We start from the raw sequence: 25,821 nt of genomic DNA, 5'->3' as shown, positions 1-25,821 counted from the left end.
GCCGGATGGCGCTGCGCTTATCCGGCCTACAGGTTCCGCAGGCCCGGTAAGCGCAGCGTCACCGGGCAAGGGTTTACTGCCCGTAGTAGGCTTTCGCACCGTGCTTACGCAGGTAATGCTTATCCAGCAGGGTTTGCTGCATATCCGGCAGCTGCGGTGCCAGCTGGCGGCAGAAGATCCCCATATAGGCGACTTCCTCCAGCACGATCGCGTTGTGCACCGCGTCCTCCGCGTTTTTACCCCAGGCAAACGGGCCGTGGGAGTGCACCAGCACGCCGGGCATTTGCGCCGCGTCGATTCCCTGTTTTTCGAAGGTTTCGACAATCACGTTCCCCGTTTCCCATTCGTACTCACCGTTGATCTCCGCATCGGTCATCAGACGCGTGCAGGGAATGGTGCCGTAGAAGTAGTCCGCGTGGGTGGTGCCGGTGGCCGGAATAGGCTGGCCCGCCTGCGCCCAGATGGTCGCGTGACGCGAATGGGTATGCACAATCCCGCCGATGGTCGGGAAGGCCTGATACAGCAGGCGATGAGTGGGCGTATCGGAGGAGGGCTTTTTATTGCCTTCAACCACTTCACCCGTTTCGATGCTGACCACCACCATGTCTTCTGCGGTCATTACCGTGTAATCCACGCCGGAAGGCTTGATCACGAACACCCCTTTTTCCCGGTCAACGGCGCTGACGTTGCCCCATGTCAGGGTCACGAGGTTATGTTTTGGCAGCGCCAGGTTGGCTTCGAGTACCTGACGTTTGAGATCTTCTAACATTGTCGTCTCCTGCCGGATGGCGCTGCGCTTATCCGGCCTACAGAACCGTAGGCCCGGTAAACGAAGTGCCACCGGGCACTCCGTACTTAGCGTTTTGAACCGTAATAGACTTCGTTCCAGCGCAGCGCGTCTTTAAAGTCTGGCAGACGGGTGTCGTTATCAATCACGGTCAGTTCGATGTCGTGCAGCTCGGCAAACTGACGCATATCGTTCAGGTCAAGCGCGTGGCTGAATACGGTGTGGTGCGCGCCGCCGGCCAGGATCCAGGCTTCCGAGGCGGTTGGCAGGTCAGGCTGCGCTTTCCACAAAGCGTTGGCGACCGGCAGCTTCGGCAGAGAATGCGGGGTTTCAACCGCATCGACGCAGTTCACCAGCAGGCGGAAACGATCGCCGAGGTCAATCAGGCTGGCGTTAATGGCCGGGCCGGTACGGGTGTTGAAGATCAGACGGGCCGGATCCGCTTTGCCGCCAATGCCGAGGTACTGCACGTCGAGGATCGGTTTCTCTTCAACCGCGATGGATGGACACACTTCCAGCATGTGCGAGCCGAGCACCAGATCGTTGCCGTTCTCGAAGTGGTAGGTGTAGTCCTCCATAAAAGAGGTGCCGCCCTGTAGACCGGTCGACATCACCTTCATGATGCGAAGCAGAGCGGCAGTTTTCCAGTCGCCTTCGCCCGCAAAGCCGTAGCCCTGCTGCATCAGACGTTGTACCGCCAGACCCGGGAGCTGTTTCAGGCCGTGGAGATCTTCAAAGGTGGTGGTGAAGGCATGGAAGCCGCCCTGTTCCAGAAAACGCTTCATGCCCAGCTCAATACGTGCGGCATCCAGCACGTTCTGGCGCTTGTCACCGTTGACCTGTGCCGCAGGCGTCAGGCGATAGCTGCTTTCGTACTCGTCCACCAGCGCGTTAACGTCGCCATCGCTGATGTCATTCACCACCTGCACCAGGTCGCCCACCGCCCAGGTGTTGACGGAGAAGCCAAATTTAATCTGCGCGGCCACTTTATCACCGTCGGTGACCGCCACTTCGCGCATGTTGTCGCCGAAACGCACCACTTTCAGGTGGCGGGTATCCTGCTTAGATACCGCCTGACGCATCCAGGAGCCAATACGTTTTTGTGCCTGACCGTCCTGCCAGTGCCCGGTCACCACGGCATGCTGTTGACGCATGCGCGCGCCGATGAAGCCGAACTCGCGGCCGCCGTGCGCGGTCTGGTTCAGGTTCATGAAGTCCATGTCGATGCTGTCCCACGGCAGGGAGGCGTTGAACTGCGTGTGGAATTGCAGCAGCGGTTTGTTGAGGATAGCCAGGCCGTTGATCCACATTTTGGCTGGCGAGAAGGTGTGCAGCCACACCACCAGGCCAGCGCATTTGTCATCGTAATTGGCATCGCGGCAAATGTTGGTGATTTCGTCCGGGGTGGTACCCAGCGGCTTCAGCACCAGTTTGCACGGCAGTTTGGCTTCCGCGTTCAGCGCATTCACAACGTGCTCCGCGTGTTTCGTCACCTGCTGCAACGCTTCCGGTCCGTACAAATGCTGGCTGCCAATCACAAACCACACTTCATAATTATTAAAAATGGTCATTATCGTGTCCTTAATGTGTCAGGGTTGCCGTAGTGTCCGCGGTGCTTTTGGCCGGGGCGGCGACAGGGAGATAGTGAAGTTCGGCGCTTTTTGCCCATTGCTGGTAGCGCTGATAAAGCTGTTCAAAGCGTTGTGCCTGCTGAGTCTGCGGCTGGAGCGTACTTTCGACGGCGCTCGCCATATGCTGTTGCGCGGTCGGGATATCCGCATGGACGCCTGCGGCCACGGCAGCGAAAATCGCGGCGCCCAGCGCACAGCACTGATCGGAGGCCACAATTTGCAGCGGCCGGTTCAGCACGTCGCAGCAGGCCTGCATAATCACCGGGTTTTTACGGGCGATGCCCCCCAGCGCCATCACGTTGTTTACGTCAATGCCCTGCCCGGTGAAGCACTCCATAATGGCGCGCGCGCCGAATGCGGTGGCGGCGATCAGGCCGCCAAACAGCGCGGGCGCGTCGGTCGCGAGGTTGAGATCGGTAATCACTCCTTTCAGACGCTGGTTGGCAAACGGCGTACGACGGCCGTTGAACCAGTCCAGCACCACCGGCAGGTGGTCGAGAGACGGATTTTTTGCCCAGGCTTCGGTGAGCTGCGGCAGGAGCTGTTTTTTGCTCGCGGTAATCTGTGTTTTCAGTTCAGGATGCGCGGCTGCCAGCTGATCCAGCGGCCAGCCGAGCACACGGCCAAACCAGGCGTAGATATCGCCGAAGGCGGACTGACCCGCTTCGAGGCCGATAAAATCGGGTACCACGCTGCCGTCAACCTGACCGCAAATGCCTTTCACCGCGCGGTCGCCGACGCTGGCTTTATCTGCCGTCAGAATGTCACAGGTGGAGGTGCCGATAACTTTCACCAGCGTGTTGGGCTGCGCACCCGCGCCCACCGCACCCATATGGCAGTCGAACGCGCCGCCGGAAATGGTCACGTTTTGCGGCAGACCGAGGCGTTTCGCCCACTCTTCGCAGAGCGTGCCGACCGGAATATCGGCGGTGAAGGTGTCGGTAAACAGCGGGTATGTCAGGTTTTTGTTGATGATCGGGTCGAGTTCATCGAAGAACGCTGCCGGAGGCAGACCCCCCCAGCTTTCATGCCACAGCGATTTATGCCCGGCGCTGCAACGGCCCCGGCGGATATCCTGCGGGCGAGTGGTGCCGGAGAGCAGGGCGGGAACCCAGTCGCATAGCTCAATCCATGATGCCGCTGCCTGTGCGACCGACGCGTCCGCGCGGGTAACGTGCAGGATCTTGGCCCAGAACCACTCGCTGGAGTAAATCCCGCCGATGTAGCGGGAGTAGTCAGTTTTGCCCGGCTGATGGCATAAGCGGGTGATGGCTTCCGCCTCTTCCACGGCGGTATGGTCTTTCCACAGCACAAACATGGCGTTCGGGTTGTCGGCAAACTCCGGTCGCAGCGCCAGTACGCGGCCTTCGGCATCGACAGGAGCAGGCGTTGAGCCGGTGCTGTCAACGCCAATCCCCACGACATCGGCCCGCTGGGCGTCCGTCAACTCCGCCAGCACGGTTTTGATCGCCGCTTCCATTGATTCAATGTAATCACGCGGGTGGTGGCGGAACTGGTTGTTCGGCGCATCGCAGTAGCGCCCCTCTTGCCAGCGCGGATACCACTCAACGCTGGTTGCTATCTCCAGGCCAGTCGTACAGTCCACTGCCAGCGCGCGAACTGAGTCGCTGCCAAAATCGAGGCCAATTGCAATTGCCATGGTGTTGCTCCATCCAAAAAACAGGTATGGAAGAACATTAGAGACTGGGGACAAAAATCGTCAGGCAGGATCCGCTAATCTTATGGACTAAATTGCTGTAGCCACGCAAAGTGTGACGCCGTGCAAATATTCTATGTGGACATTTCTGCCGCACTTATAGACACTTTTGTTACTGCTTATCTGCCCGTACTGGCGGACAAATCAGGGGAAAAGGCTGAAACATGGCGGACGTAAAAGAGGCGTGATGCTTTTTGGATCTTTTCGCGGGCCATTTTTATACTGCTTTTATCGATATGGACAATTGGTTTCCTTCAGGACCCTTGGGAGAACTGAATCTATGGCCGAACCGCAAAACGATCCCTTACTGCCGGGCTACTCATTTAACGCCCATCTGGTGGCGGGGCTGACGCCAATTGAGGCCGAGGGATATCTCGATTTTTACGTCGATCGCCCTCTTGGCATGAAGGGATATATCCTGAACCTGACCGTACGCGGAGAAGGGGTCGTCAAAAACGGGGATCAGCAGTTTATCTGCCGCCCCGGTGATATGCTGCTGTTCCCGCCGGGGGAGATCCACCACTACGGGCGCCATCCGGATGCCAAAGAGTGGTATCACCAGTGGGTCTATTTCCGTCCGCGTGCCTACTGGCAGGAGTGGCTCTCGTGGCCGGCCATTTTCGCCCATACCGGTTTATATCGCCCGGATGAGGCGCATCTGGCGCAGTTCCGTGAGCTGTTCGCACAGATTATTGAGGCAGGGCAGGCGGGAGGGCGCTACGCCGAACTGCTGGCCATCAACCTGCTTGAACAGGTGCTGCTGCGCCGCATGGAGGCCATCAACGAGTCGCTTAATCCGCCGCTGGACAACCGCGTCCGCGACGCCTGCCAGTACATCAGCGACCACCTTGCCGACAGCCAGTTTGATATTGCCAGCGTCGCCCAGCATGTGTGTCTGTCGCCGTCACGGCTCTCTCATCTGTTCCGCCAGCAGCTTGGCGTGAGCGTACTCAGCTGGCGTGAGGATCAGCGCATCAGCCAGGCGAAACTGCTGCTCAGCACCACCCGAATGCCTATCGCCACCGTCGGGCGTAACGTCGGCTTTGAAGATCAGCTCTATTTCTCTCGCGTGTTTAAGAAGTGCACCGGTGCCAGCCCGAGCGAATTCCGTGCGGGATGTGAATAATCGGTAAACATTCAGGTGAACTTCAGGCGCATCTTGTAAACTATTCAGACAATTGATGCCTTGACGCGGTGCAGGGCGCTAAGCAGAATCGCTGATTCGTTTTCTGACCGGAATAGTTATGCAGGCATTGCTGGAACATTTTATTACCCAGTCCGTTATGTATTCGCTCATCGCCGTGGCGCTGGTGGCGTTTCTGGAGTCGCTGGCACTGGTCGGGCTGATCCTGCCCGGCACCGTGATGATGGCGGGGCTTGGGGCGCTTATCGGCAGCGGCGAGGTCAATTTCTGGCAGGCGTGGATGGCCGGTATCATCGGTTGTTTGCTGGGGGACTGGATCTCCTTCTGGCTGGGCTGGCGCTTTAAGAAGCCGCTGCACCGCTGGTCGTTCATGAAAAAAAACAAAGCGCTGCTGGATAAAACCGAGCACGCGCTGCACCAGCACAGCATGTTCACCATCCTCGTGGGGCGCTTCGTTGGCCCAACGCGCCCGCTGGTGCCGATGGTGGCCGGGATGCTGGATCTGCCCGTCGCGAAGTTTGTGGTGCCGAACATCATCGGCTGCGTCTTCTGGCCGCCGTTCTACTTTCTGCCGGGGATTCTGGCGGGTGCGGCCATCGATATTCCTGACGGTATGCAAAGCGGCGAGTTCAAGTGGCTGCTGCTGGGAACGGCGGTCCTGCTGTGGCTGGCGGTCTGGCTCTGCTGGCGCCTGTGGCGCAGCGCGAAAGCCAGTGTTGATCGCCTGACGCGCTATCTTCCGCGCACGCGCCTGCTCTGGCTGGCCCCGCTGACGCTGGGAGTGGCTGTCGTGGCGCTGGTGGCGCTGATTCGCCACCCGCTGATGCCGGTGTACGGTGAGATCCTGTTGAAGGTGGTGAGCCGTTAAACGCCGGGCGGCACTGCGTTTGCCCGGCCTACGGTCTTATACCCAGTAATCCTGACGCGCTTTCTTTCCCGCTCATTAAGGCGTCGGTTGTTCCATCCCACAAAATACGTCCCTCCGCGATCACTACCGATCGCGGCGCGATGCGTGCGGCATCTTCGATGCTATGCGAAACCATCAGCATCGTCAGTTGCTCGCGCTCGCAAACCTCCTCAACCAGCGAGAGCATCTCCTGACGCAGGGCCGGGTCGAGCGCCGAAAAGGGTTCGTCGAGCAGCAGCAGCGGCTGCTTGCGCACCAGACAGCGTGCCAGCGCCACGCGCTGGCGCTGGCCGCCGGAAAGCTCACCCGGTAGTCTGTTGATAAACGCAGCCAGGCCCATTTGTTCGGCGATCGCCTCCAGCGTCTGACGCTGCGCAACACTGAGCTTTAACCCCGGATCCATACCCAGCGCGATGTTCTGCCACACCGTAAGATGATTGAACAGATTGTTTTCCTGGAACAGCATCGACACCGGGCGCTTAGCCGGCGGAGCGTAGGTATATTCGCCATTATCAATGACGATCGACCCGCTGGCAGGCTGCAAAAAACCGGCAATCAGATTGAGCAGGGTACTTTTTCCGGCCCCGCTGGGGCCAAGCACTGCGATTCGCTCTCCCTGACGAACGGAGAGGGTAAAACGCATTGGCAGGTGCTCATAAAGCCAGGTTACATCAGTCAGTTTTAACATCACGCCCCGGAAGTTTTTCGATAACGGTAAATAACGCAAAGCACAGCACCAGCAGTAAAAGTGCCGTGACGGCGCCGTCCTGGCTACGATAGGAGCCAATTTGCTGATAAAGCCAGAACGGCAGCGTGCGGAAATCCTCGTTGCCAAAGAGGGCCACAACGCCAAAATCGCCAATCGACAGCACGCAGGCAAACGCCAGCGCCTGAGCCAGCGGACGCTTTAGCGCGCGCAGTTCGACCACCTTCAGACGCTGCCAGCCCTGCATGCCCAGCGACTGACACAGCAAACTGTAGCGGCTGTTGACGTCGCGCATCGGGTTTTCCAGCACCTTGAGCGCGTAAGGGATAGCCATCAGCGCGTTGGTAAAAATGACGATGCCGTCGGCGCTTTCCGGCAGGCCGATGGTGCTGTTGAACAGTAAAAAGAATCCGGTCGCCAGCACAATACCCGGCATCGCCAGGATCAGCATACCCGTCAGTTCCAGCGCGTGTCCGGCTTTACGGGCATGACGCGCGTACAGCTCGCGGCTGCTCCAGAGCAGCATCATGGTCAGGATCACGCACAGCAGCCCGGCTGCCAGCGCGATGCGCAATGAGGTCCACGTCGCCTGCCACAGGACAGGCTGTTGCAGTACCGACAACACATTGCGATTCAGGCCATCAACGATAACGGCTAGCAGCGGGGGCAGCAGAAGCAGGAGGGCCAGCGCGATCAGCATAAAATCCGCGACGCGGCTGTGCAGGCTGTCCTGCGGATCGCGCCAGCCTGTCAAGTGATTGCTGCCTGTGGGGATCGCTTTACTCAGCCGCTGGCTGAGTAACACCAGCGCCAGGCAGCAGACCATCTGCACCATCGCCAGCAGCGCGGCGCGGCCCGGATCGTAGTCGTAACTTAAGGCCTGATAGATCGCCAGCTCAATGGTGGTGGCCTGCGGCCCGCCGCCGAGAGAAAGCACGGTCGCGAAGCTGGCGAAGCAGAGCATAAAGATTAGCGCGGCCACCGGGGCAATCTGGCGTCGCAGCCACGGCCATTCGACAAAGCGGAAGAACGACCAGCCGCGCATGCCAAGCTGGGCGGCAATCTGACGCTGCTCCCCGGGAATGTTTTCCAGCGCCTGTAAAAAGAGGCGCGTCGCCATCGGCATATTGAAAAAAATATGCGCCAGCAGAATGCCTTTCAGGCCGTAAGGGGAGAAGGTCCATTCCAGACCAAGCAGGTTGAAGAGGGATGCCAGCCAGCCCTGCCGACCGTAGACGCTCAGAATACCGAACACCGCCACCAGCACGGGCAGGATCAGCGTCATCGCGCACAGCCGCAGCAGGGCAAGCCTGCCGGGGAAACGTCTGCGATAGAGGGCGCGTGCAAGGAAAATGGCCGGGATCGTCGACAGCAGCGCGGAGAGAAACGCCTGCCAGAAGGAGAAACGGATGACGTGCCAGAGATAGCTGTCGTGCCAGAGGGCGAGCAGATCGCTCTCTGGCGCGTTAAACCACAGCGCAAGGAATGCACCCAGGCTGACGACCACCATCAGTATGGCGGCGAGCAGCCCGGGAACTAACCAGCCGGGGATCAGCGGCTGACGGCGCGTTGCCATTCACTAATCCATGCGGCGCGCTGGGCGGCAACCTGCTGCGACGTAAATTCCAGTGAGGTTTGCGGCTTGTTTAGCTGCTCAAAGCCTGCCGGCAGCGCAACGTCAGTGACCGGGTACATCCAGTTTCCTGTCGGAATAGCATTCTGGAATGCCGGGGAGACCATAAATTTCAGGAATTTTTCGGCAAGCTCCGGCTGTTTGCTCGCGGCGGTGCGGGCGGCCACTTCCACCTGCAAATAATGCCCTTCAGCAAAGTTCGCGGCGGCGTAGTTATCCTTTTTCTCGGCGATAATGTGGTAGGCCGGAGAGGTAGTGTAGCTCAGCACCAGATCGCTTTCGCCTTTCAGGAACAGGCCGTAGGCTTCGCTCCAGCCTTTGGTGACGGTAACGGTTTTCGCGGCCAGCTTCTGCCACGCTTCCGGCGTTTTATCCCCGTAGACTTTCTGCATCCACAATAGCAGCCCCAGACCCGGCGTGCTGGTACGCGGATCTTCATAAATTACGCGCCATTTCTGGTCACTTTCGACCAGCTCTTTCAGGCTTTTGGGCGGATTCTTCAGCTTGTTTTTATCGTAGACAAACGCAAAGTAGCCGTAATCAAAGGGAACGAAGGTGTCGTTTTTCCAGCCGCCCGGTACGTTGACGGCATCTGACGCCACACCGCTTTTGGCGAACAGTCTGGTTTGGGTGGCGGCTTCCAGCAGGTTGTTATCCAGCCCGAGCACCACGTCGGCTTTGCTGTTTTTGCCTTCCATGCGCAGACGGTTGAGCAGCGAGACGCCATCTTCCAGCGCCACGAATTTCAGCTCGCAGTTGCAGTCGGCTTCAAAGGCTTTTTTAACCACCGGGCCGGGGCCCCAGTCGGCGGAGAAGGAGTCGTAGGTGTAGACCGTCAGAACGGGCTTAGCAAAAACAGGCAGCGCAAACAGCGCCAGCAGAGGAAGAACGTTTTTTAACACTTTGCACCTCAGGGTTGAGTGGCAAAGGATTTTGAGAGACAGCCTCAAATCCCTTCGCCGGCGTTATCCGGATCAGGTTCGACGGGTATTATCTCAGCGCACATCAGTGATGCAGCACCCCGTTGAGAACGGCGCTATTGTAATGATTTGGTGAATATTACGAAAGCGTTATGGCTCCGGCGGCGCAAACCAGGCGGATTTAAAATCAAACCAGCCGAGGGTATTCATCCGCAGGCCGCGCATGCTGCGCTGCCCCTGGATCAGCAGCCAGTGGTGAATCAGCGGTACGATCGTCTGCCCGGTCAGTAATTCCTGACACCAGGCGGCCAGATCCATTTCTCCCGCGCGCCACCGCGCGGCGTCCTGCTGCCAGTCCCGGTTGATACAGTGCTGAATCAGGGGCACTTCGTACAGGTGAGAAAAGAGCGAGAAATCAAGCGGCAGCGTAAAGTTTGCGCTGTTGAGCCAGATATCGCTGATGACGTCTCCGCGATGCCATTCATCATAATCGACTTCCTGTATCGCCAGCGTCACGCCTTCGGCTGCCAGCAGCGTGCTCATGATCCTCGCCAGAAAACGATGCTCAATGTGATCGCGATAGTAGCTGAGGGTGATGGTCTCCAGTCCGGCAGGCTTTTCACTGCGGACGGGCTGCGCATGGTGCCAGCGTGGGAGCAGGCCATAGGCCGGGAACCACCAGGTCTGGTATTGCTCCTCTGCGTGATAAATCAGGTTAGCGGGCGCCAGAATATGGCTTATCCACCTGCGGACGTCGTGGTTTGCCCCGCGATGGCTGCGGCCATCAAAGAGCAGGTAGTAGCAGCCCTCCTCCAGGCGGCTTTCGAACGCCTTTTCACCGGCTGTTGGCCCTTCCAGGGTCAGGCCTGCGCTCAGCTCTTCGTTGAGATCCGGTAACACCCAGACGTTCACTTCGTCGATCAACGCCCTATAGCCAAAGTAATCATCAAAGGCGCGGATCTTCAGTTGATTACTGTTGTTCCGTGAAACGGAGTAGGGGCCCGTACCAATCGGCTGGCTGGAAAAATTGTTCAGGGATCGCCACTCGGCAGGCAGGATCATTGATGGCACGTAGCCCAGAAGCCACGGAAGCCATTTGTCCGGCTGCGAAAGCTCAATATCCAGCGTCCAGGCCGTTGGGGAGTGGATCCGTGCGATATGCGAATAGAGCGGCAGCGTGCGGGCGCGCTCTAAAGAGGCGATAACGTCGCGCATCTCCAGCTCGCGTCCATGGTGGAAATGAATGCCGGGGCGTAGAAAGAAGCGCCAGTGCAGCGGAGACACCTGTTGCCAGTGATGGGCAATATCCGCTTCCAGTTCCCCGTTTTCCTCATTTATCCGCGTCAGACCGCTGAATATCTGCCGGGCCATGTGGGTTTCAGAGCGACGTAACGCCGTACCGGGCAACAGATTTTTCATTGGGCGGTAGTAAAGTACCCGCAGAATGTGGCGTCCCTGACGAAAGCTGCGTCCCAGATGCGAGACCAGCATCTGGCGCACGGCGGCTTTGTCGCCCACCAGCTGGACCAGCTGATCGATGCGGTCCTGCTCCAGCAGATCCTCCGCTCGCTGTTGCTGTAACGCCAGGCCGGTATAAAGGAAAGTCAGGCGCGAACGCTTGCCGCGTCCGGCTTCGGCCTCCCAGTTTAGCCAGCCCTGCTGCTGCATGGTATTAAGGAGCGTGCGCATATGACGCCGGGAGCAGTTGAGGAGCTCGGCCAGCTCGTTCAGCGTGGTCTCCTGCGATTGCCCCTCGCAGCACTGCCAGAGGCGGATAAATTGTTGTTGCAGACGACCGGAAGGCATAAAAGGGGAACTCCTGACAAAAAATCAGCAATTTATTAATCCCTATATTAAGCCAATAATCCTTTTCGATGAAGCGAGGAGGTAAATTATGAAGAGGTCTACCGCACGTCAGTTTTATCAGCACTATTTTTCAGCGACAAAGGGAGTGTCCTGGCTGGCCCGCCAGTGCGCAGAGCAGCGGCTGAGAATACTGGAAGATCTGATGCAGTGGGACGTTACGAAACCGACCTCTTCTCGCTAACTCGCCTCGATCATGTGTGACTGAGTATTGGTGCTAATCACCCGCCAGCAAAATGTTTTTTGCTGGCTTTTTTCGTTTACTATTTCACCCAATTTCGATTCGCTTTCATAAGGACTTGCGCATGCTCTGGTTGATGACGATGGGGCGACGCCTGAATGGCGTGTACGCCGCTTTTATGCTGGTGGCCTTCATGATGGGCGTGGCCGGCGCGCTACAGGCGCCGACGTTGAGCCTGTTTCTCAGCCGCGAGGTGGGGGCGCAGCCGTTTTGGGTGGGTCTGTTCTACACCGTCAACGCCATTGCCGGGATCCTCGTCAGCCTGTGGCTGGCGAAACGATCCGACAGCCAGGGCGATCGCCGCAAGCTGATCCTCTTTTGTTGCGCCATGGCCGTGGGCAACGCGCTGCTGTTTGCCTTCAACCGCCATTACCTGACGCTCATTACCTGCGGCGTGCTGCTGGCCTCTCTGGCGAACACCGCCATGCCGCAACTGTTCGCCCTGGCCCGGGAGTACGCCGACAGCTCGGCGAGGGAAGTGGTGATGTTCAGCTCGGTGATGCGTGCGCAGCTCTCTCTCGCGTGGGTCATCGGTCCGCCGCTGGCGTTTATGCTGGCGCTGAACTACGGCTTCACCACCATGTTTTCCATCGCGGCGGGGATTTTTGTCATCAGCCTGGCGCTGATAGCCTTTGCGCTGCCATCGGTGGCGCGCGTAGAGCAGGTGACGGACAAGCCCATCACGCAGGTGAGCGGCTGGCAGGATAAAAACGTCCGCATGTTGTTTATCGCCTCCACGCTGATGTGGACCTGCAACACCATGTACATTATTGATATGCCGCTGTGGATCAGCAGCGATCTGGGACTGCCCGACAAGCTCGCGGGTATTCTGATGGGCACCGCTGCCGGGCTGGAGATCCCGGCGATGATTCTGGCGGGTTACTACGTCAAACGTTTCGGAAAGCGTCGGATGATGGTCGTCGCCGTGGCGGTCGGGGTACTGTTCTACGCGGGGCTGATCCTGTTCCATTCGCGTGAAGCCTTGCTGGCGTTACAGCTGTTTAACGCGGTGTTTATCGGAATCGTTGCCGGGATAGGCATGCTCTGGTTCCAGGATTTAATGCCGGGGCGCGCAGGCTCCGCGACCACGCTGTTTACCAACAGTATCTCTACCGGCGTGATTCTGGCAGGGGTGATTCAGGGGGCGCTGTCGCAAAGCTATGGGCATGCATCCGTGTACTGGGTGATCGCAGCGATTTCGCTCGTCACGCTGATGCTGACGTGCCGGGTAAAAGACGTTTGATTCTGGAAGGCGGCTTCACGAAATGAAACGATTTTCTGACAGGCGCATAGAGTGCGTGACGGGTGCTTGAGGCTGTTTGCCTCAGGCTTTCGCAAGAGGCAAACAGTGGAGAGTCCCACATCAAAAAACTGATGGGGAGACCAACTTCACAACCAACATTGCGAGGTTAGTCTCTTCATTGCCGAAAAGCAATAAGGAGGCTGGAATGCCAAAACGTACTCTGCTGTTAGGTTTGTTTCTGATCTGTACGACGCTGTTGCTCTTCACCTGGATGGTGCGCGACTCGCTGTGTGAGCTGCACTTCAGACAGGAGAAAACAGAGCTGGCGGCAGTGTTGGCTTACGAAGCAAAACGTTAGCAGTATTGGCGGGGAGTTTTCCCCGCCACTCCAGAGTGGTTGAGCCTCAACGCACCCTTATCAATGGCCCGCGCCCTGCGGGCCATTGCCTTTAACCCATAAACGCAGGCTGTTTTTTCTCGTAAGCGGAGATAGCCTCTTCGTGTTGCAGCGTCAGGCCAATGCTATCCAGACCGTTCAGCATGCAGTGGCGGCGGAACGCATCAATGCTGAAGCTGTAGATCTTATCCCCGGCTTTCACCACTTCCGCTTCCAGATCCACCTCAAACGAAATCCCCGGATTCGCCTGCACCAGCGCAAACAGTTCATCGACCTGTTCGTCACTCAGCGTCACCGGCAGCAGCTGGTTGTTGAAGCTGTTGCCGTAGAAGATATCCGCGAAGCTCGGGGCGATAACCACCTTAAAGCCGTAGTCGGTTAATGCCCAGGGCGCATGTTCACGCGACGATCCGCAGCCAAAGTTTTCCCGCGCCAGCAGAATGGAAGCCCCTTTGTATTCCGGAAAGTTCAGGACGAATTCCGGGTTCGGCACTTCGCCTTTATCGTCGAGGAAACGCCAGTCGTTGAACAGATGCGCACCAAAACCCGTGCGCGTCACTTTCTGCAAAAACTGCTTAGGAATGATCGCGTCAGTATCGACGTTAGCGGCGTCCAGAGGGACAACCCGGCCCGTATGTTGGGTAAATTTCTCTGCCATGATTGTCTCCTTATTTCAGGCTGCGAATATCGGCGAAATGACCGGTGACTGCCGCAGCGGCGGCCATTGCCGGGCTGACCAGGTGGGTGCGCCCACCGCGGCCCTGACGGCCTTCAAAGTTACGGTTGCTGGTGGAGGCACAGCGCTCGCCCGGATTCAGGCGGTCGTTGTTCATGGCCAGACACATGGAGCAACCCGGCAGGCGCCACTCGAAGCCTGCTTCAATAAAGATCTTATCCAGACCCTCCGCTTCCGCCTGGGCTTTCACCGGCCCGGAGCCCGGCACAACCAGCGCCTGCACGCCCGGCGCCACTTTGCGGCCTTTAGCAATTTCTGCCGCTGCGCGTAAATCTTCAATACGGGAGTTGGTACAGGAGCCGATGAACACTTTATCAATGCTCACGTCGGTCAGCGGTACGCCGGGTTTCAGCCCCATGTAAGCCAGCGCTTTTTCCGCACTGGCACGTTCGACCGGATCGGCAAAGGAGGCCGGATCAGGAATGCTGTCGTTGACGGAAATCACCTGGCCCGGGTTGGTGCCCCAGGTGACCTGCGGGGCGATCTCTTCCGCCTGTAACGTCACAACGGTATCAAAAATTGCCCCCTCGTCCGTTTTCAGGGTTTTCCAGTACGCTACCGCGTCGTCAAAATTCTGACCTTTCGGCGCATGCAGACGCCCCTTCACATAGTTGAAGGTGGTTTCGTCTGGGGCCACCAGGCCTGCTTTGGCGCCCATCTCAATGGCCATGTTGCACAGGGTCATACGACCTTCCATGCTCAGCGCCTGGATAGCGTCGCCGCAGAATTCCACGACGTGACCGGTGCCGCCTGCGCTGCCGGTTTTGCCGATAATCGCCAGCACGATATCTTTCGCGGTGATACCCGGCGCAGCTTTACCCTTCACTTCAATCTTCATGGTTTTGGCGCGGCCCTGCTTCAGGGTCTGCGTCGCCAGAACGTGTTCAACTTCAGAGGTCCCAATCCCGAACGCCAGGGCGCCAAATGCGCCGTGCGTCGCGGTGTGGGAGTCGCCGCAGACGATGGTCATGCCCGGCAGAGTAATACCCTGCTCAGGCCCCATTACGTGGACGATACCCTGATAGGGGTGGTTCAGATCGTACAGCTCCACGCCAAACTCGTTACAGTTCTTAATCAGCTCCTGCATCTGGATACGTGCCATCTCGCCAGATGCATTGATGTCTTTGGTCTGGGTGGAAACGTTGTGATCCATCGTGGCAAAGGTTTTACCCGGCTGACGCACCGGGCGCTTGTGCGCGCGCAGGCCGTCAAATGCCTGAGGAGAGGTCACTTCGTGTACCAGATGACGGTCGATGTACAACAGTGGGGTTTCGTTTGGTGCTTCGTAAACAACGTGCGCATCAAACAACTTCTCATATAACGTCTTAGCCATGATTACACCCCTTCAGCGACATAGCGGGCAATGATGTCGCCCATTTCATCGGTACTGACTGCTGCCGTGCCGCGTGCTAAATCACCGGTACGGACGCCTTCTTCTAACGCCCGGTTAATGGCGTTTTCAATTGCGGTTGCTGCATCGCCTGCATCCAGGCTGTAGCGCAGCAGCAGAGCCAGGGAGAGGATCTGCGCAATCGGGTTGGCGATGTTTTTACCTGCGATATCCGGCGCGGAGCCGCCCGCCGGTTCGTACAGGCCAAAGCCTTCTTCGTTCAGGCTGGCCGAGGGCAGCATGCCCATGGAGCCGGTGATCATCGCGCACTCATCCGAGAGAATATCGCCGAACAGGTTGGAGCACAGCAGCACGTCAAACTGGGACGGATCTTTGATCAGCTGCATCGTTGCGTTGTCGATATACATATGTGACAGCTCAACGTCCGGGTACTGCCTGGCAACTTCACTGACGATTTCGCGCCACAAAATAGACGACTGGAGCACGTTCGCTTTATCAATAGAGGTCACTTTACGGCGGCGTTTGCGCGCTGACTCAAACGCGATATGAGCGATACGTTCAATTTCAAAACGGTGATAGACCTCGGTATCAAACGCTTTCTCATGCTGACCGCTGCCTTCGCGGCCTTTTGGCTGACCGAAGTAGATCCCGCCGGTCAGCTCACGCACGCACAGGATGTCGAAACCGTTGGCCGCAATATCCGCGCGCAGCGGGCAAAACTCTTCCAGCCCCGGGTACAGCTTCGCCGGACGCAGGTTGCTGAACAGTTTGAAGTGTTTACGCAGCGGCAGCAGCGCGCCGCGCTCTGGCTGCTCTGCTGGAGGCAAATGTTCCCACTTAGGGCCACCCACGGAGCCAAACAGAACGGCATCGGCATTCTCGCAGCCTTCTACAGTCCCTTTCGGCAGGGGAGTACCGTGGTTATCAATGGCAATACCGCCCACGTCGTAGTGGCTGGTGGTAATTTTCATCGCAAAACGCGAACGTACGGCTTCCAGTACTTTCAGCGCCTGTGTCATCACTTCCGGGCCAATACCGTCACCCGGCAACACAGCAATATGGTAATTCTTCGACATCACACGGTTTCCTTGTTGTTCTCTTTATTCTGAGCTTTGCGTTGCAACTCTTTTTCGACTTCGGCTGCGCGCCAGATGTTGTTCAGGACATGCACCATCGCTTTCGCGGAGGATTCAACGATATCTGTCGCCAGACCCACACCGTGGAAGCGGCGACCGTTATAGTTGACGACGATATCAACCTGGCCCAGGGCGTCTTTACCGTGCCCTTTTGCCGTCAGGTCGTATTTCACCAGCTCTACGTCGTACTCAGTGACGCGGTTAATCGCCTGGTAAATGGCATCCACAGGGCCGTTACCGTTGGCGGCTTCCGCTTTAATTTCATCGCCGCAGGCCAGCTTGACGGAGGCGGTAGCGATATCACTTGAGCCTGACTGAACGGTGAAGTAGTCCAGACGGAAGTGTTCTGGCTCTTCCTGCTGTTTGTTGATGAATGCCAGCGCTTCCAGGTCGTAATCGAAGACCTGGCCTTTCTTGTCAGCCAGTTTCAGGAATGCGTCGTACAGCTGATCCATGTTGTAATCGCTGTCCTGATACCCCATCTCTTCCATACGGTGTTTCACCGCCGCGCGGCCAGAGCGTGAGGTCAGGTTCAGCTGAACCTGGTTCAGACCGATGGATTCCGGAGTCATGATTTCGTAGTTTTCACGGTTCTTCAGCACGCCATCCTGGTGAATACCGGAGGAGTGAGCGAACGCGCCAGTACCAACAATCGCCTTGTTCGCCGGGATCGGCATATTGCAAATCTGGCTCACGGTCTGGCTGGTGCGCCAGATTTCGTTGTGATTGATGCGAGTGTGTACGTTCATAATGTCTTTGCGCACCTTGATCGCCATGATCACTTCTTCCAGCGAGCAGTTGCCGGCGCGTTCACCAATGCCGTTCATTGCCCCTTCTACCTGACGCGCGCCGGCGTGGACGGCAGCGATGGCATTGCCCACAGCCAGACCCAAATCATCGTGGGTGTGAACAGAGATGATGGCTTTATCAATATTAGGTACGCGGTCGTACAGGCCGGTGATGATGTTAGAGAACTCAAACGGCATGGTGTAGCCGACGGTATCCGGGATGTTGATGGTTCTGGCTCCGGCATTAATCGCGGCTTCCACTACACGGGCCAAATCGTCAATCGGCGTGCGGCCTGCATCTTCACAGGAGAATTCGACGTCATCAGTGTAGTTACGCGCGCGTTTAACCATATACACCGCACGTTCGATCACTTCATCCAGCGTGCTGCGCAACTTGGTTGCAATGTGCATGGGGGAGGTGGCAATGAATGTATGGATACGGAAGGCTTCTGCAACTTTCAGGGATTCCGCGGCCACATCAATATCTTTCTCAACGCAGCGAGCCAGACCGCACACGCGGCTGTTTTTGATGGTGCGGGCGATGGTCTGTACTGACTCGAAATCACCCGGCGAGGAGACGGGAAACCCGACTTCCATTACGTCTACACCCATGCGTTCGAGGGCCAGCGCAATTTGCAGTTTTTCTTTAACACTCAGGCTCGCCTGTAATGCCTGTTCACCGTCACGTAAAGTAGTATCGAAAATAACGACTTGCTGGCTCATGGGTTAGGTCCTTGTCAGTCTTAGGGCGCCTTGCTACGAGCATAAAAAAACCCGCGCAGTGGCGCGGGTTTTTTGTTTTACTGAAGACGATTCAACGCTGAATTTCGCCCGCCAGTCTACCGCGCACAGTGGATGCGTTTAGTAGTAGTAGACCGGTGAAACGAAGGGTGCGAATCATGAATCGTGCTCCAGATGAATGCGATATGCTTTTAGTGGTACTGGATACGCCGACTCATGTCAACCCCTCTCAGGCAAAACGGCCACTCAGCGCAGGATAAACACATTAGCTAATTGTGCTGGTTTTTACGCTGTTAACCGATTTAATTGTCTATTATTGGACTTGAGATTCATCTCTGGAATAATTTGAATATAATTGGTAGCAATTGAACACAGTATTTTTACCGATGTGCTGTGAAATGGAATGTGTTTTATTTCATTGAGTTATAAGTTCTATGAATGAATCATGGGCGGGAAAGTTATCAATATTGATATCATTTTGTTAATGAAATCGTGGTGTATGCTCTTCATAGTTTAATAATACTTAAGTTATTATTAACTAAGGCGGTGATTGTGTATTTGCCAGCTTTATGGTTTCATGCCTGCATTAAAGTTTTAGATATCATTTGAACGATTTTTAGCTCTTCATTCAGGGAATGCTTAATGCCATCTCTTGAATGAGGGTTCTTTATATATTCTGAATTTTAAATAATTTCCTTTCGCTTGTTGTATATGCATGGTAAATCATATTTTTCGAAGTTATTACTGTACTTTGGCAAAGGGAATTTAGCGTGACAGTGGAGTCAGAAATGCCAGAAAATAATATTAACCAACCACAGCCTTATGATGGGGTTAAGCCTCAGTTACGCACAGTGGATCTCAACCTGTTAACTGTATTTGATGCAGTTATGCAGGAGCAGAATATTACGCGAGCAGCGCAATCTCTGGGAATGTCTCAACCTGCCGTGAGTAATGCCGTAGCCAGACTTAAGGTGATGTTTAACGACGAGTTATTCGTCCGGTATGGAAGAGGTATCCAGCCCACGGCGCGTGCATTCCAGCTATTCGGTTCGATTCGTCAGGCGCTACAGCTGGTTCAAAATGAGCTTCCCGGCTCAGGGTTTGAACCTTTAAGCAGTGAGCGGGTTTTCCATCTCTGTGTTTGCAGTCCGTTAGACAATTATTTGACGTCTGTTATATATAATAAAGTTGAACAGATTGCTCCTAATATTCATCTTGTTTTTAAATCATCTTTAAATCAAAACACTGAGCACCAGCTTCGTTATCAGGAAACGGAGTTCGTTCTGGGCTACGAAGAGTTTCGCCGTCCAGAGTTTGCCTGTGTTCCGTTGTTTAAAGATGAAATGGTGTTAGTCGCCAGCAAAAAACATCCACGCATGAATTCGCCGCTGCGTGAAAGCGATGTTTACAGCGAGCAGCATGCCGTTGTTGCTCTGGACAGATATGCTTCGTTCAGTCAGCCGTGGTATGACACTGCCGATAAACAAGCCAGCGTGGCCTATCAGGGGATGGCGATGGTCAGCGTTTTAAATGTCGTTTCTCAGACGCAGCTAGTCGCTATTGCACCGCGCTGGCTTGCTGAAGAGTTCTCCGATTCGCTGAGCCTGCAAATTTTACCTCTGCCGCTCAAGCTGAATAGCCGTACCTGTTATCTTTCCTGGCATGAAGCGGCGGGGCGGGATAAAGGGCACCAGTGGATGGAAGAGTTGCTGATCAATATTTGTCGTCGATAAGTCAGGGTGAATAAACCGCATGGTGCCATGCGGTTTATTCTGTGATTTTTTATGCAGGCAATATTTTGTTCTGTGCGCATTTTTTCAGACGCTCAGGGCGGCTTAAAAATAGATGATTTCCTGATCCATCCTCTTTTTAAGAGATGAATTATTAGCGTCTCCCCTCATACCAGACGAATTCACCATATTCGTGTCTGACAGCTATTTTTTCTGCTTTTATTGCCCATTCCCGCATTCCGTTTGCTAATTGCCTGCCTCATAACGAGCGGTTAAGGTATCCCTCACTCTGCACATTATAAGATGGGTTTATCCTGTCAGAAGACGGCGCGGAAATGAATTCTGTTGACCGTCTATAACAAAAGCCTGGAGGCAAAGCATGGAGATGTTGTCTGGCGCGGAAATGGTCGTCCGATCGCTTATCGATCAGGGCGTGAAACAAGTGTTCGGCTATCCCGGAGGCGCGGTTCTCGATATTTATGACGCGCTGCACACGGTAGGCGGTATTGATCATGTTCTGGTTCGTCATGAACAGGCTGCTGTGCATATGGCTGACGGCCTGGCCCGCGCCACGGGCGAAGTGGGTGTAGTGCTGGTCACTTCGGGGCCGGGAGCGACCAATGCCATCACCGGCATTGCGACTGCGTATATGGACTCTATTCCACTGGTCATTCTCTCCGGACAGGTGGCGACGTCACTGATTGGCTATGATGCGTTTCAGGAATGCGACATGGTGGGGATCTCACGCCCCGTGGTGAAGCACAGCTTTCTGGTTAAGCAAACGGAAGATATCCCGGGCGTGCTGAAAAAAGCCTTCTGGCTGGCCGCCAGCGGTCGTCCTGGGCCAGTGGTTGTCGATCTGCCAAAAGATATTCTCAATCCCGCGAATAAACTGCCTTACCTGTGGCCTGAGTCGGTGAGCATGCGTTCGTATAATCCGACGACGCAAGGACACAAAGGCCAGATTAAGCGTGCGCTGCAAACGCTGCTGGCTGCGAAAAAGCCCGTAGTCTATGTGGGGGGCGGCGCCGTCAATGCAGCCTGTGAAACGCAACTACGCGAACTGATTGAGAAGCTGAACCTTCCTGTCGCGTCATCGCTGATGGGGCTGGGGGCATTCCCGGCTACCCACCGTCAGGCGCTGGGCATGCTGGGTATGCATGGCACCTATGAAGCCAATATGACGATGCACCATTCTGATGTGATTTTTGCCGTCGGCGTACGTTTTGACGATCGCACCACCAATAACCTGGCGAAATACTGTCCGAATGCGACGGTGCTACACATTGATATCGATCCTACTTCTATCTCTAAAACGGTGCCGGCGGATGTGCCCATCGTGGGGGACGCACGACAGGTGCTGGATCAAATGTTGGAACTGCTGGCGCAGGAGACCGCCTCTCAACCGCTGGATGAGATCCGTGACTGGTGGCAACAAATCGAACAATGGCGCGGCCGTCAGTGCCTTAAATACGACACGCAGAGTGAGAACATCAAGCCGCAGGCGGTGATCGAGACGATCTGGCATCTGACCAAAGGCGAGGCGTATGTCACTTCTGACGTAGGCCAGCATCAGATGTTCGCTGCGTTGTATTACCCGTTTGATAAACCGCGTCGCTGGATCAACTCAGGCGGGCTTGGCACGATGGGCTTTGGTCTGCCCGCCGCGCTGGGGGTGAAGCTGGCGTTGCCGAACGAAACGGTTATCTGCGTAACGGGTGATGGCAGTATACAGATGAATATTCAGGAGCTTTCTACTGCGCTGCAATATGAGTTGCCAGTGCTGGTGCTTAACCTGAATAACGGTTACCTCGGTATGGTGAAGCAGTGGCAGGATATGATTTATTCCGGCCGTCACTCTCAGTCTTATATGAAGTCACTTCCGGACTTTGTCCGTCTGGCTGAAGCCTATGGTCATATTGGCATGCGGGTAACCGATCCGTCAGAGCTGGAAGCGAAGCTCGGCGAAGCGCTTGAGCACGTTAAAAACAATCGCCTCGTCTTCATGGACGTCATCGTCGACGGCACAGAGCACGTTTATCCGATGCATATCCGTGGCGGTGGTATGGATGAAATGTGGTTAAGCAAAACGGAGAGAACCTGATATGCGCCGGATATTATCTGTATTACTGGAAAATGAGTCGGGCGCACTATCACGCGTCATTGGGCTTTTTGCGCAGCGCGGATACAACATTGAAAGCCTGACCGTTGCGCCGACCGATGATCCAACGCTCTCCCGCATGACGATCCAGACTGTCGGCGATGCGAAAGTGCTTGAGCAGATCGAAAAGCAATTGCACAAGCTGGTGGACGTGTTGCGCGTCAGCGAGCTGGGGCAGGGGGCTTACGTCGAACGTGAAGTGATGCTGGTGAAAATTCAGGCCAGCGGTTATGGCCGTGAAGAGGTCAAGCGTAACACGGATATTTTCCGTGGGCAGATCATTGACGTCACGCCTTCTATATATACTGTGCAGCTTGCCGGAACGAGCGATAAGCTGGATGCGTTCCTGGCCTCCGTCAGGGATGTGGCAAAAATTGTTGAAGTTGCGCGCTCTGGCGTTGTTGGCCTCTCGCGCGGCGATAAAATCATGCGTTAGTTGCGCAAAAGGTTCGCCTCTTTCAGCCCGGTAGCCAAAGCCGGGCTTTTTTTTGCGTAATCCGCCGACAACGCGGACAAAAGCGGTTGCCGTGAAAGCTATTCTGCGTTTAGATGTTAAAATATTTAACCATAACCTTGACAGGGCCATGGACTTTTTTCTTTTTTTGAGGGGCAATTGTGAAACTGGATGAAATCGCCCGGCTCGCCGGCGTGTCGAGAACCACGGCCAGCTATGTGATTAACGGTAAAGCAAAGCAGTATCGTGTCAGCGATAAGACCGTTGAGAAAGTGATGGCAGTCGTTCGTGAGCATAATTACCATCCGAATGCTGTCGCCGCAGGTTTACGTGCCGGACGCACCCGCTCGATTGGCCTGGTGATCCCGGATCTGGAAAACACCAGCTATACCCGCATCGCCAACTATCTTGAACGTCAGGCTCGTCAGCGGGGCTATCAGCTGTTGATTGCCTGCTCCGAGGATCAGCCCGACAACGAGATGCGCTGCATTGAGCATCTGCTGCAACGTCAGGTTGACGCCATCATCGTGTCGACCTCTTTACCACCCGAGCATCCTTTCTATCAGCGCTGGGCGAACGATCCATTCCCGATTGTGGCGCTGGATCGTGCTTTGGATCGTGAACATTTCACCAGCGTCGTAGGCGCCGATCAGGACGATGCAGAAATGCTGGCTGCCGAGCTGCGTACCTTCCCGGCGGAAACGGTGCTCTATCTTGGCGCTTTGCCTGAACTATCCGTGAGCTTCCTGCGTGAACAAGGGTTCCGTACGGCGTGGAAAGACGATCCGCGTGACGTTCATTATCTGTATGCCAACAGCTATGAGCGCGAAGCGGCTGCTCAGCTGTTCGAGAAATGGCTGGAAACGCACCCGATGCCGCAGGCGTTGTTTACCACCTCGTTTGCCCTGTTGCAGGGGGTGATGGACGTGACGTTACGTCGCGATGGCAAGCTGCCATCCGATCTGGCGATTGCGACCTTCGGCGATAACGAACTGCTCGACTTCCTGCAATGTCCGGTGCTGGCCGTGGCTCAGCGTCACCGCGACGTCGCCGAGCGCGTGCTTGAGATTGTTCTGGCAAGCCTGGATGAACCTCGCAAACCGAAACCCGGGCTTACGCGTATCAAACGTAATCTCTATCGGCGCGGGATTTTGAGCCGCCATTAATATTTCCACAGGGGCGGTAAAACAGCCCCTTTTGCGGCGCATTTATTGCGGGAAATAATTCCCGGATAAAAATTAGGATTTATCTCTAAGATTCGTAGCCGGCTATTTTTCTGAATCCGTTTTGGCGTTAAAAAGCGCAATTATAATTTTTAACGGGCATTCTTTTGTATTGTTTTGTTACAAACAGCCGCCAGCCGATGAATATTCAGCCATTTTTTACTGTCCCCTTCAGCCCTCAATGTACACGAACGAATCCATATTGCCTTGCGCTTAATCTGGTGCTGTTATCCCCCGGCGATATGCCTTAAAATGCTGCCCGCGTCGCAAACTGACACTTTATATTTCCCTGCGATGATATTGAGTGAGTCTTAACGCTCGTGTGCATATTCGGTTTTTTTCTTACAAATATTCATAACGTTAATTTTGCCTCGCCAGTTGTGTAGTTATTAGCCAGGTCACTCTTGCTCTGTAAATACGGTGCTTTCGCGCCGGTATAGAGAGAGTCCTGGCTTGACAAGCTTTTCCCTCGCTCCGTAAACTCCTTCAGGTGGGAATTTGTGGGTTAAAGTGGTGAGGAGGGGTGAGGCTGGCATGTTCCGTGGAGCAACGTTAGTCAATCTCGACAGCAAAGGGCGTTTATCGGTACCAACCCGATACCGCGACCAGCTGATTGAGAACGCTTCGGGTCAACTGGTTTGCACCATTGACATCAACTCCCCCTGCCTGCTGCTTTACCCTTTGCCTGAATGGGAAATCATTGAGCAAAAGCTGTCGCGACTGTCGAGCATGAACCCGCAAGAACGCCGCGTGCAGCGGTTGTTATTGGGACATGCCAGTGAATGTCAGATGGATAGCGCCGGGCGATTATTGATTGCGCCTGTGTTGCGGCAACATGCCGGTCTGACTAAAGAAGTGATGCTGGTCGGGCAGTTCAACAAGTTTGAACTGTGGGACGAAACGACCTGGTATCAACAGGTCAAGGAAGATATCGACGCTGAGCAGTCTGATTCCGCAACATTATCGGAACGGCTGCGGGACTTGTCTCTATAAATATGATGGAAAATTATAAACATACAACGGTGCTGCTGGATGAGGCCGTTAACGGCCTGAATATTCGTCCAGACGGCATCTATATTGATGGCACTTTTGGTCGCGGTGGTCACTCGCGTTTGATCCTCTCCCAGCTTGGAGCGGAAGGACGCCTGCTGGCAATTGACCGCGATCCGCAGGCGATTGCCGTTGCGCAAACCATCGATGATCCTCGCTTTTCCATCGTGCATGGACCTTTCTCTGCGCTTGCGGATTATGTCGCTGAGCGCGGCCTGACCGGCAAGATCGACGGGATTCTCCTCGATCTTGGCGTCTCTTCACCACAGCTTGATGATGCAGAACGCGGCTTCTCCTTTATGCGTGATGGGCCGCTGGATATGCGTATGGATCCCACTCGCGGCCAGTCTGCCGCTGAATGGTTACAAACTGCTGACGAAGCGGATATCGCCTGGGTAATCAAAACCTTCGGTGAAGAACGCTTTGGCAAACGTATTGCCCGCGCCATCGTGGAGCGCAACCGCGTTGAGCCAATGACCCGCACCAAAGAGCTGGCAGAAGTCATCGCGGCGGCAACGCCGGTGAAGGATAAGCACAAACATCCTGCGACCCGTACCTTCCAGGCGGTTCGTATTTGGGTAAACAGTGAACTGGAGGAAATAGAGCTGGCGCTAAAAAGCTCGCTCGACGTGCTGGCCCCGGGTGGGCGGTTATCCATCATCAGCTTCCATTCGCTGGAAGATCGCATCGTAAAACGCTTTATGCGTGAACAGAGCCGCGGTCCGCAGGTTCCAGCTGGGTTGCCGATGACGGAAGAACAACTCAGAAAGCTGGGAGGCCGTCAGTTGCGAGCATTAGGCAAGTTGATGCCGGGCGAAGAAGAGGTGGCAGAGAATCCACGTGCCCGTAGTTCAGTGCTGCGTATTGCAGAGAGGACGAACGCATGATCAGCAGAGTGACAGAGACCCTAAGCAAAGTTAAGGGATCGTTAGGAAGCAACGAGCGCCATGCCTTGCCTGGCGTGATCGGCGACGATCTTTTGCGGTTTGGGAAGCTGCCACTCTGCTTGTTCATTTGCATCATTGTGACGGCAGTCATGGTGGTCACCACCGCTCACCATACCCGTTTATTAACTGCGCAGCGCGAACAGATGGTACTGGAACGCGATGCGCTGGATATTGAATGGCGAAATCTGATCCTTGAAGAAAACGCGCTCGGCGATCACAGCCGGGTTGAACGGATCGCAACGGAAAAACTGCAATTACAGCATGTTGATCCTTCGCAGGAAAATATCGTAGTACAAAAATAAGGGAAAACGCGAC

Annotated in this window: 24 protein-coding genes and 1 riboswitch; of the genes, 12 read left to right on the top strand and 12 right to left on the bottom strand. The window is 55.6% G+C overall.

Annotation, left to right across the window (positions count from 1 at the left end):
- Positions 1 to 73: 73 nt before the first annotated feature.
- The 3 genes from araD to araB all read right to left on the bottom strand — a co-directional run bounded on the left by araD (position 74) and on the right by araB (position 4,078).
- Entirely contained in the window at positions 74 to 769 is a 696-nt protein-coding gene (gene araD, locus SK58_RS20385) for an L-ribulose-5-phosphate 4-epimerase (RefSeq protein ID WP_015572655.1), read from the bottom strand.
- Between the two features lie 86 nt (positions 770 to 855).
- On the bottom strand, positions 856 to 2,358 hold the full coding sequence (gene araA, locus SK58_RS20380; RefSeq protein WP_048220369.1) for an L-arabinose isomerase: 1,503 nt from the start codon (positions 2,356 to 2,358) through the stop codon (positions 856 to 858).
- Positions 2,359 to 2,368: 10 nt separating this feature from the next.
- Positions 2,369 to 4,078, bottom strand: coding sequence for a ribulokinase (gene araB, locus SK58_RS20375; RefSeq protein ID WP_045911006.1), 1,710 nt, complete (start codon positions 4,076 to 4,078; stop codon positions 2,369 to 2,371).
- Positions 4,079 to 4,415: 337 nt separating this feature from the next.
- Here araB and araC point away from each other — a divergent pair, with 337 nt between their 5' ends.
- The gene (araC, locus tag SK58_RS20370; RefSeq protein WP_003856402.1) at positions 4,416 to 5,261 is read left to right on the top strand and encodes an arabinose operon transcriptional regulator AraC; all 846 of its coding nucleotides are present in this window, start codon (positions 4,416 to 4,418) and stop codon (positions 5,259 to 5,261) included.
- Positions 5,262 to 5,379: 118 nt separating this feature from the next.
- Positions 5,380 to 6,147, top strand: coding sequence for a DedA family protein (locus SK58_RS20365; RefSeq protein ID WP_017383796.1), 768 nt, complete (start codon positions 5,380 to 5,382; stop codon positions 6,145 to 6,147).
- Positions 6,148 to 6,175: 28 nt separating this feature from the next.
- On the opposite strand, the gene thiQ is transcribed toward SK58_RS20365, so the two are convergent.
- The 4 genes from thiQ to sgrR form a co-directional block, all read right to left on the bottom strand.
- Positions 6,176 to 6,874 (bottom strand): thiamine ABC transporter ATP-binding protein ThiQ, encoded by a 699-nt coding sequence (gene thiQ, locus SK58_RS20360; RefSeq protein WP_017694525.1) that lies wholly within the window; start codon positions 6,872 to 6,874, stop codon positions 6,176 to 6,178.
- Positions 6,858 to 8,468, bottom strand: a complete 1,611-nt coding sequence (gene thiP / locus SK58_RS20355) for a thiamine/thiamine pyrophosphate ABC transporter permease ThiP (RefSeq protein ID WP_032670574.1) — start codon at positions 8,466 to 8,468, stop codon at positions 6,858 to 6,860. Before thiP ends, thiQ begins: the two co-directional genes overlap by 17 nt.
- On the bottom strand, positions 8,444 to 9,427 hold the full coding sequence (gene thiB / locus SK58_RS20350; protein ID WP_047726188.1) for a thiamine ABC transporter substrate binding subunit: 984 nt from the start codon (positions 9,425 to 9,427) through the stop codon (positions 8,444 to 8,446). Before thiB ends, thiP begins: the two co-directional genes overlap by 25 nt.
- Before the next feature lie 31 nt (positions 9,428 to 9,458).
- Positions 9,459 to 9,559: riboswitch (TPP riboswitch) on the bottom strand.
- Positions 9,560 to 9,595: 36 nt separating this feature from the next.
- Positions 9,596 to 11,251 (bottom strand): HTH-type transcriptional regulator SgrR, encoded by a 1,656-nt coding sequence (gene sgrR / locus SK58_RS20345; RefSeq protein WP_047733165.1) that lies wholly within the window; start codon positions 11,249 to 11,251, stop codon positions 9,596 to 9,598.
- An 88-nt stretch (positions 11,252 to 11,339) separates the two neighbouring features.
- Between sgrR and sgrT the strand changes: the two genes are divergently transcribed.
- The 3 genes from sgrT (at position 11,340) to SK58_RS20330 (ending at position 13,150) form a co-directional block, all read left to right on the top strand.
- Positions 11,340 to 11,492 (top strand): glucose uptake inhibitor SgrT, encoded by a 153-nt coding sequence (sgrT, locus tag SK58_RS20340; RefSeq protein ID WP_003856388.1) that lies wholly within the window; start codon positions 11,340 to 11,342, stop codon positions 11,490 to 11,492.
- 121 nt (positions 11,493 to 11,613) lie between these two features.
- On the top strand, positions 11,614 to 12,792 hold the full coding sequence (locus tag SK58_RS20335) for a sugar efflux transporter (RefSeq protein WP_048220368.1): 1,179 nt from the start codon (positions 11,614 to 11,616) through the stop codon (positions 12,790 to 12,792).
- A gap of 205 nt (positions 12,793 to 12,997) precedes the next feature.
- The gene (locus SK58_RS20330) at positions 12,998 to 13,150 is read left to right on the top strand and encodes a Hok/Gef family protein (RefSeq protein WP_032647235.1); all 153 of its coding nucleotides are present in this window, start codon (positions 12,998 to 13,000) and stop codon (positions 13,148 to 13,150) included.
- Between the two features lie 91 nt (positions 13,151 to 13,241).
- Here the strand turns inward: SK58_RS20330 and leuD are convergent, their stop codons facing one another.
- The 5 genes from leuD to leuL form a co-directional block, all read right to left on the bottom strand.
- Positions 13,242 to 13,847, bottom strand: coding sequence for a 3-isopropylmalate dehydratase small subunit (gene leuD / locus SK58_RS20325; protein WP_015572662.1), 606 nt, complete (start codon positions 13,845 to 13,847; stop codon positions 13,242 to 13,244).
- 10 nt (positions 13,848 to 13,857) lie between these two features.
- A complete protein-coding gene (gene leuC, locus SK58_RS20320; protein WP_003856382.1) occupies positions 13,858 to 15,258 on the bottom strand; it encodes a 3-isopropylmalate dehydratase large subunit in 1,401 nt (466 codons plus the stop codon).
- Positions 15,259 to 15,260: 2 nt separating this feature from the next.
- On the bottom strand, positions 15,261 to 16,352 hold the full coding sequence (gene leuB / locus SK58_RS20315) for a 3-isopropylmalate dehydrogenase (RefSeq protein WP_017694521.1): 1,092 nt from the start codon (positions 16,350 to 16,352) through the stop codon (positions 15,261 to 15,263).
- Positions 16,352 to 17,923: a 2-isopropylmalate synthase gene (gene leuA / locus SK58_RS20310; RefSeq protein WP_017383789.1), complete on the bottom strand. Its 1,572-nt coding sequence runs from the start codon at positions 17,921 to 17,923 to the stop codon at positions 16,352 to 16,354. The genes leuB and leuA overlap by 1 nt, the downstream gene beginning before the upstream one ends.
- Before the next feature lie 91 nt (positions 17,924 to 18,014).
- Positions 18,015 to 18,101 (bottom strand): leu operon leader peptide, encoded by an 87-nt coding sequence (leuL, locus tag SK58_RS23290; RefSeq protein WP_057979999.1) that lies wholly within the window; start codon positions 18,099 to 18,101, stop codon positions 18,015 to 18,017.
- Positions 18,102 to 18,729: 628 nt separating this feature from the next.
- Between leuL and leuO the strand changes: the two genes are divergently transcribed.
- From leuO to ftsL, 7 genes are all read left to right on the top strand, one after another.
- Positions 18,730 to 19,674: a transcriptional regulator LeuO gene (leuO, locus tag SK58_RS20305; protein ID WP_017383788.1), complete on the top strand. Its 945-nt coding sequence runs from the start codon at positions 18,730 to 18,732 to the stop codon at positions 19,672 to 19,674.
- 376 nt (positions 19,675 to 20,050) lie between these two features.
- Positions 20,051 to 21,775 (top strand): acetolactate synthase 3 large subunit, encoded by a 1,725-nt coding sequence (ilvI, locus tag SK58_RS20300; protein ID WP_015572665.1) that lies wholly within the window; start codon positions 20,051 to 20,053, stop codon positions 21,773 to 21,775.
- A gap of 1 nt (position 21,776) precedes the next feature.
- Positions 21,777 to 22,268: an acetolactate synthase small subunit gene (gene ilvN, locus SK58_RS20295; protein ID WP_003856371.1), complete on the top strand. Its 492-nt coding sequence runs from the start codon at positions 21,777 to 21,779 to the stop codon at positions 22,266 to 22,268.
- A 179-nt stretch (positions 22,269 to 22,447) separates the two neighbouring features.
- The gene (gene cra, locus SK58_RS20290; protein ID WP_003856369.1) at positions 22,448 to 23,452 is read left to right on the top strand and encodes a catabolite repressor/activator; all 1,005 of its coding nucleotides are present in this window, start codon (positions 22,448 to 22,450) and stop codon (positions 23,450 to 23,452) included.
- Between the two features lie 591 nt (positions 23,453 to 24,043).
- Positions 24,044 to 24,502 carry a division/cell wall cluster transcriptional repressor MraZ gene (gene mraZ / locus SK58_RS20285; RefSeq protein WP_006810119.1) on the top strand — a complete coding sequence of 153 codons (459 nt, stop codon included), beginning with the start codon at positions 24,044 to 24,046 and terminating at the stop codon, positions 24,500 to 24,502.
- A gap of 2 nt (positions 24,503 to 24,504) precedes the next feature.
- Positions 24,505 to 25,446, top strand: a complete 942-nt coding sequence (rsmH, locus tag SK58_RS20280) for a 16S rRNA (cytosine(1402)-N(4))-methyltransferase RsmH (protein WP_003856366.1) — start codon at positions 24,505 to 24,507, stop codon at positions 25,444 to 25,446.
- The gene (gene ftsL, locus SK58_RS20275) at positions 25,443 to 25,808 is read left to right on the top strand and encodes a cell division protein FtsL (RefSeq protein ID WP_003856363.1); all 366 of its coding nucleotides are present in this window, start codon (positions 25,443 to 25,445) and stop codon (positions 25,806 to 25,808) included. The genes rsmH and ftsL overlap by 4 nt, the downstream gene beginning before the upstream one ends.
- Positions 25,809 to 25,821 lie beyond the last annotated feature (13 nt).

Origin of the sequence: Enterobacter sp. BIDMC93 (assembly GCF_001037805.1) — a bacterium.
GTDB lineage: Bacteria > Pseudomonadota > Gammaproteobacteria > Enterobacterales > Enterobacteriaceae > Enterobacter > Enterobacter hormaechei_C.
Note: the sequence above shows the minus strand (reverse complement) of the source record. Positions and strands in the feature narration are given on the sequence as shown.

Excerpts from the sequence above, each read along its gene's own strand:
- araD (WP_015572655.1), bottom strand. The coding sequence starts at position 769 with ATGTTAGAAGATCTCAAACGTCAGGTACTCGAAGCCAACCTGGCGCTG.
- araA (WP_048220369.1), bottom strand. The coding sequence starts at position 2,358 with ATGACCATTTTTAATAATTATGAAGTGTGGTTTGTGATTGGCAGCCAG.
- araB (WP_045911006.1), bottom strand. The coding sequence starts at position 4,078 with ATGGCAATTGCAATTGGCCTCGATTTTGGCAGCGACTCAGTTCGCGCG.
- araC (WP_003856402.1), top strand. The coding sequence starts at position 4,416 with ATGGCCGAACCGCAAAACGATCCCTTACTGCCGGGCTACTCATTTAAC.
- SK58_RS20365 (WP_017383796.1), top strand. The coding sequence starts at position 5,380 with ATGCAGGCATTGCTGGAACATTTTATTACCCAGTCCGTTATGTATTCG.
- thiQ (WP_017694525.1), bottom strand. The coding sequence starts at position 6,874 with ATGTTAAAACTGACTGATGTAACCTGGCTTTATGAGCACCTGCCAATG.
- thiP (WP_032670574.1), bottom strand. The coding sequence starts at position 8,468 with ATGGCAACGCGCCGTCAGCCGCTGATCCCCGGCTGGTTAGTTCCCGGG.
- sgrR (WP_047733165.1), bottom strand. The coding sequence starts at position 11,251 with ATGCCTTCCGGTCGTCTGCAACAACAATTTATCCGCCTCTGGCAGTGC.
- sgrT (WP_003856388.1), top strand. The coding sequence starts at position 11,340 with ATGAAGAGGTCTACCGCACGTCAGTTTTATCAGCACTATTTTTCAGCG.
- SK58_RS20335 (WP_048220368.1), top strand. The coding sequence starts at position 11,614 with ATGCTCTGGTTGATGACGATGGGGCGACGCCTGAATGGCGTGTACGCC.
- SK58_RS20330 (WP_032647235.1), top strand. The coding sequence starts at position 12,998 with ATGCCAAAACGTACTCTGCTGTTAGGTTTGTTTCTGATCTGTACGACG.
- leuD (WP_015572662.1), bottom strand. The coding sequence starts at position 13,847 with ATGGCAGAGAAATTTACCCAACATACGGGCCGGGTTGTCCCTCTGGAC.
- leuC (WP_003856382.1), bottom strand. The coding sequence starts at position 15,258 with ATGGCTAAGACGTTATATGAGAAGTTGTTTGATGCGCACGTTGTTTAC.
- leuB (WP_017694521.1), bottom strand. The coding sequence starts at position 16,352 with ATGTCGAAGAATTACCATATTGCTGTGTTGCCGGGTGACGGTATTGGC.
- leuA (WP_017383789.1), bottom strand. The coding sequence starts at position 17,923 with ATGAGCCAGCAAGTCGTTATTTTCGATACTACTTTACGTGACGGTGAA.
- leuL (WP_057979999.1), bottom strand. The coding sequence starts at position 18,101 with ATGATTCGCACCCTTCGTTTCACCGGTCTACTACTACTAAACGCATCC.
- leuO (WP_017383788.1), top strand. The coding sequence starts at position 18,730 with ATGCCAGAAAATAATATTAACCAACCACAGCCTTATGATGGGGTTAAG.
- ilvI (WP_015572665.1), top strand. The coding sequence starts at position 20,051 with ATGGAGATGTTGTCTGGCGCGGAAATGGTCGTCCGATCGCTTATCGAT.
- ilvN (WP_003856371.1), top strand. The coding sequence starts at position 21,777 with ATGCGCCGGATATTATCTGTATTACTGGAAAATGAGTCGGGCGCACTA.
- mraZ (WP_006810119.1), top strand. The coding sequence starts at position 24,044 with ATGTTCCGTGGAGCAACGTTAGTCAATCTCGACAGCAAAGGGCGTTTA.
- rsmH (WP_003856366.1), top strand. The coding sequence starts at position 24,505 with ATGATGGAAAATTATAAACATACAACGGTGCTGCTGGATGAGGCCGTT.
- ftsL (WP_003856363.1), top strand. The coding sequence starts at position 25,443 with ATGATCAGCAGAGTGACAGAGACCCTAAGCAAAGTTAAGGGATCGTTA.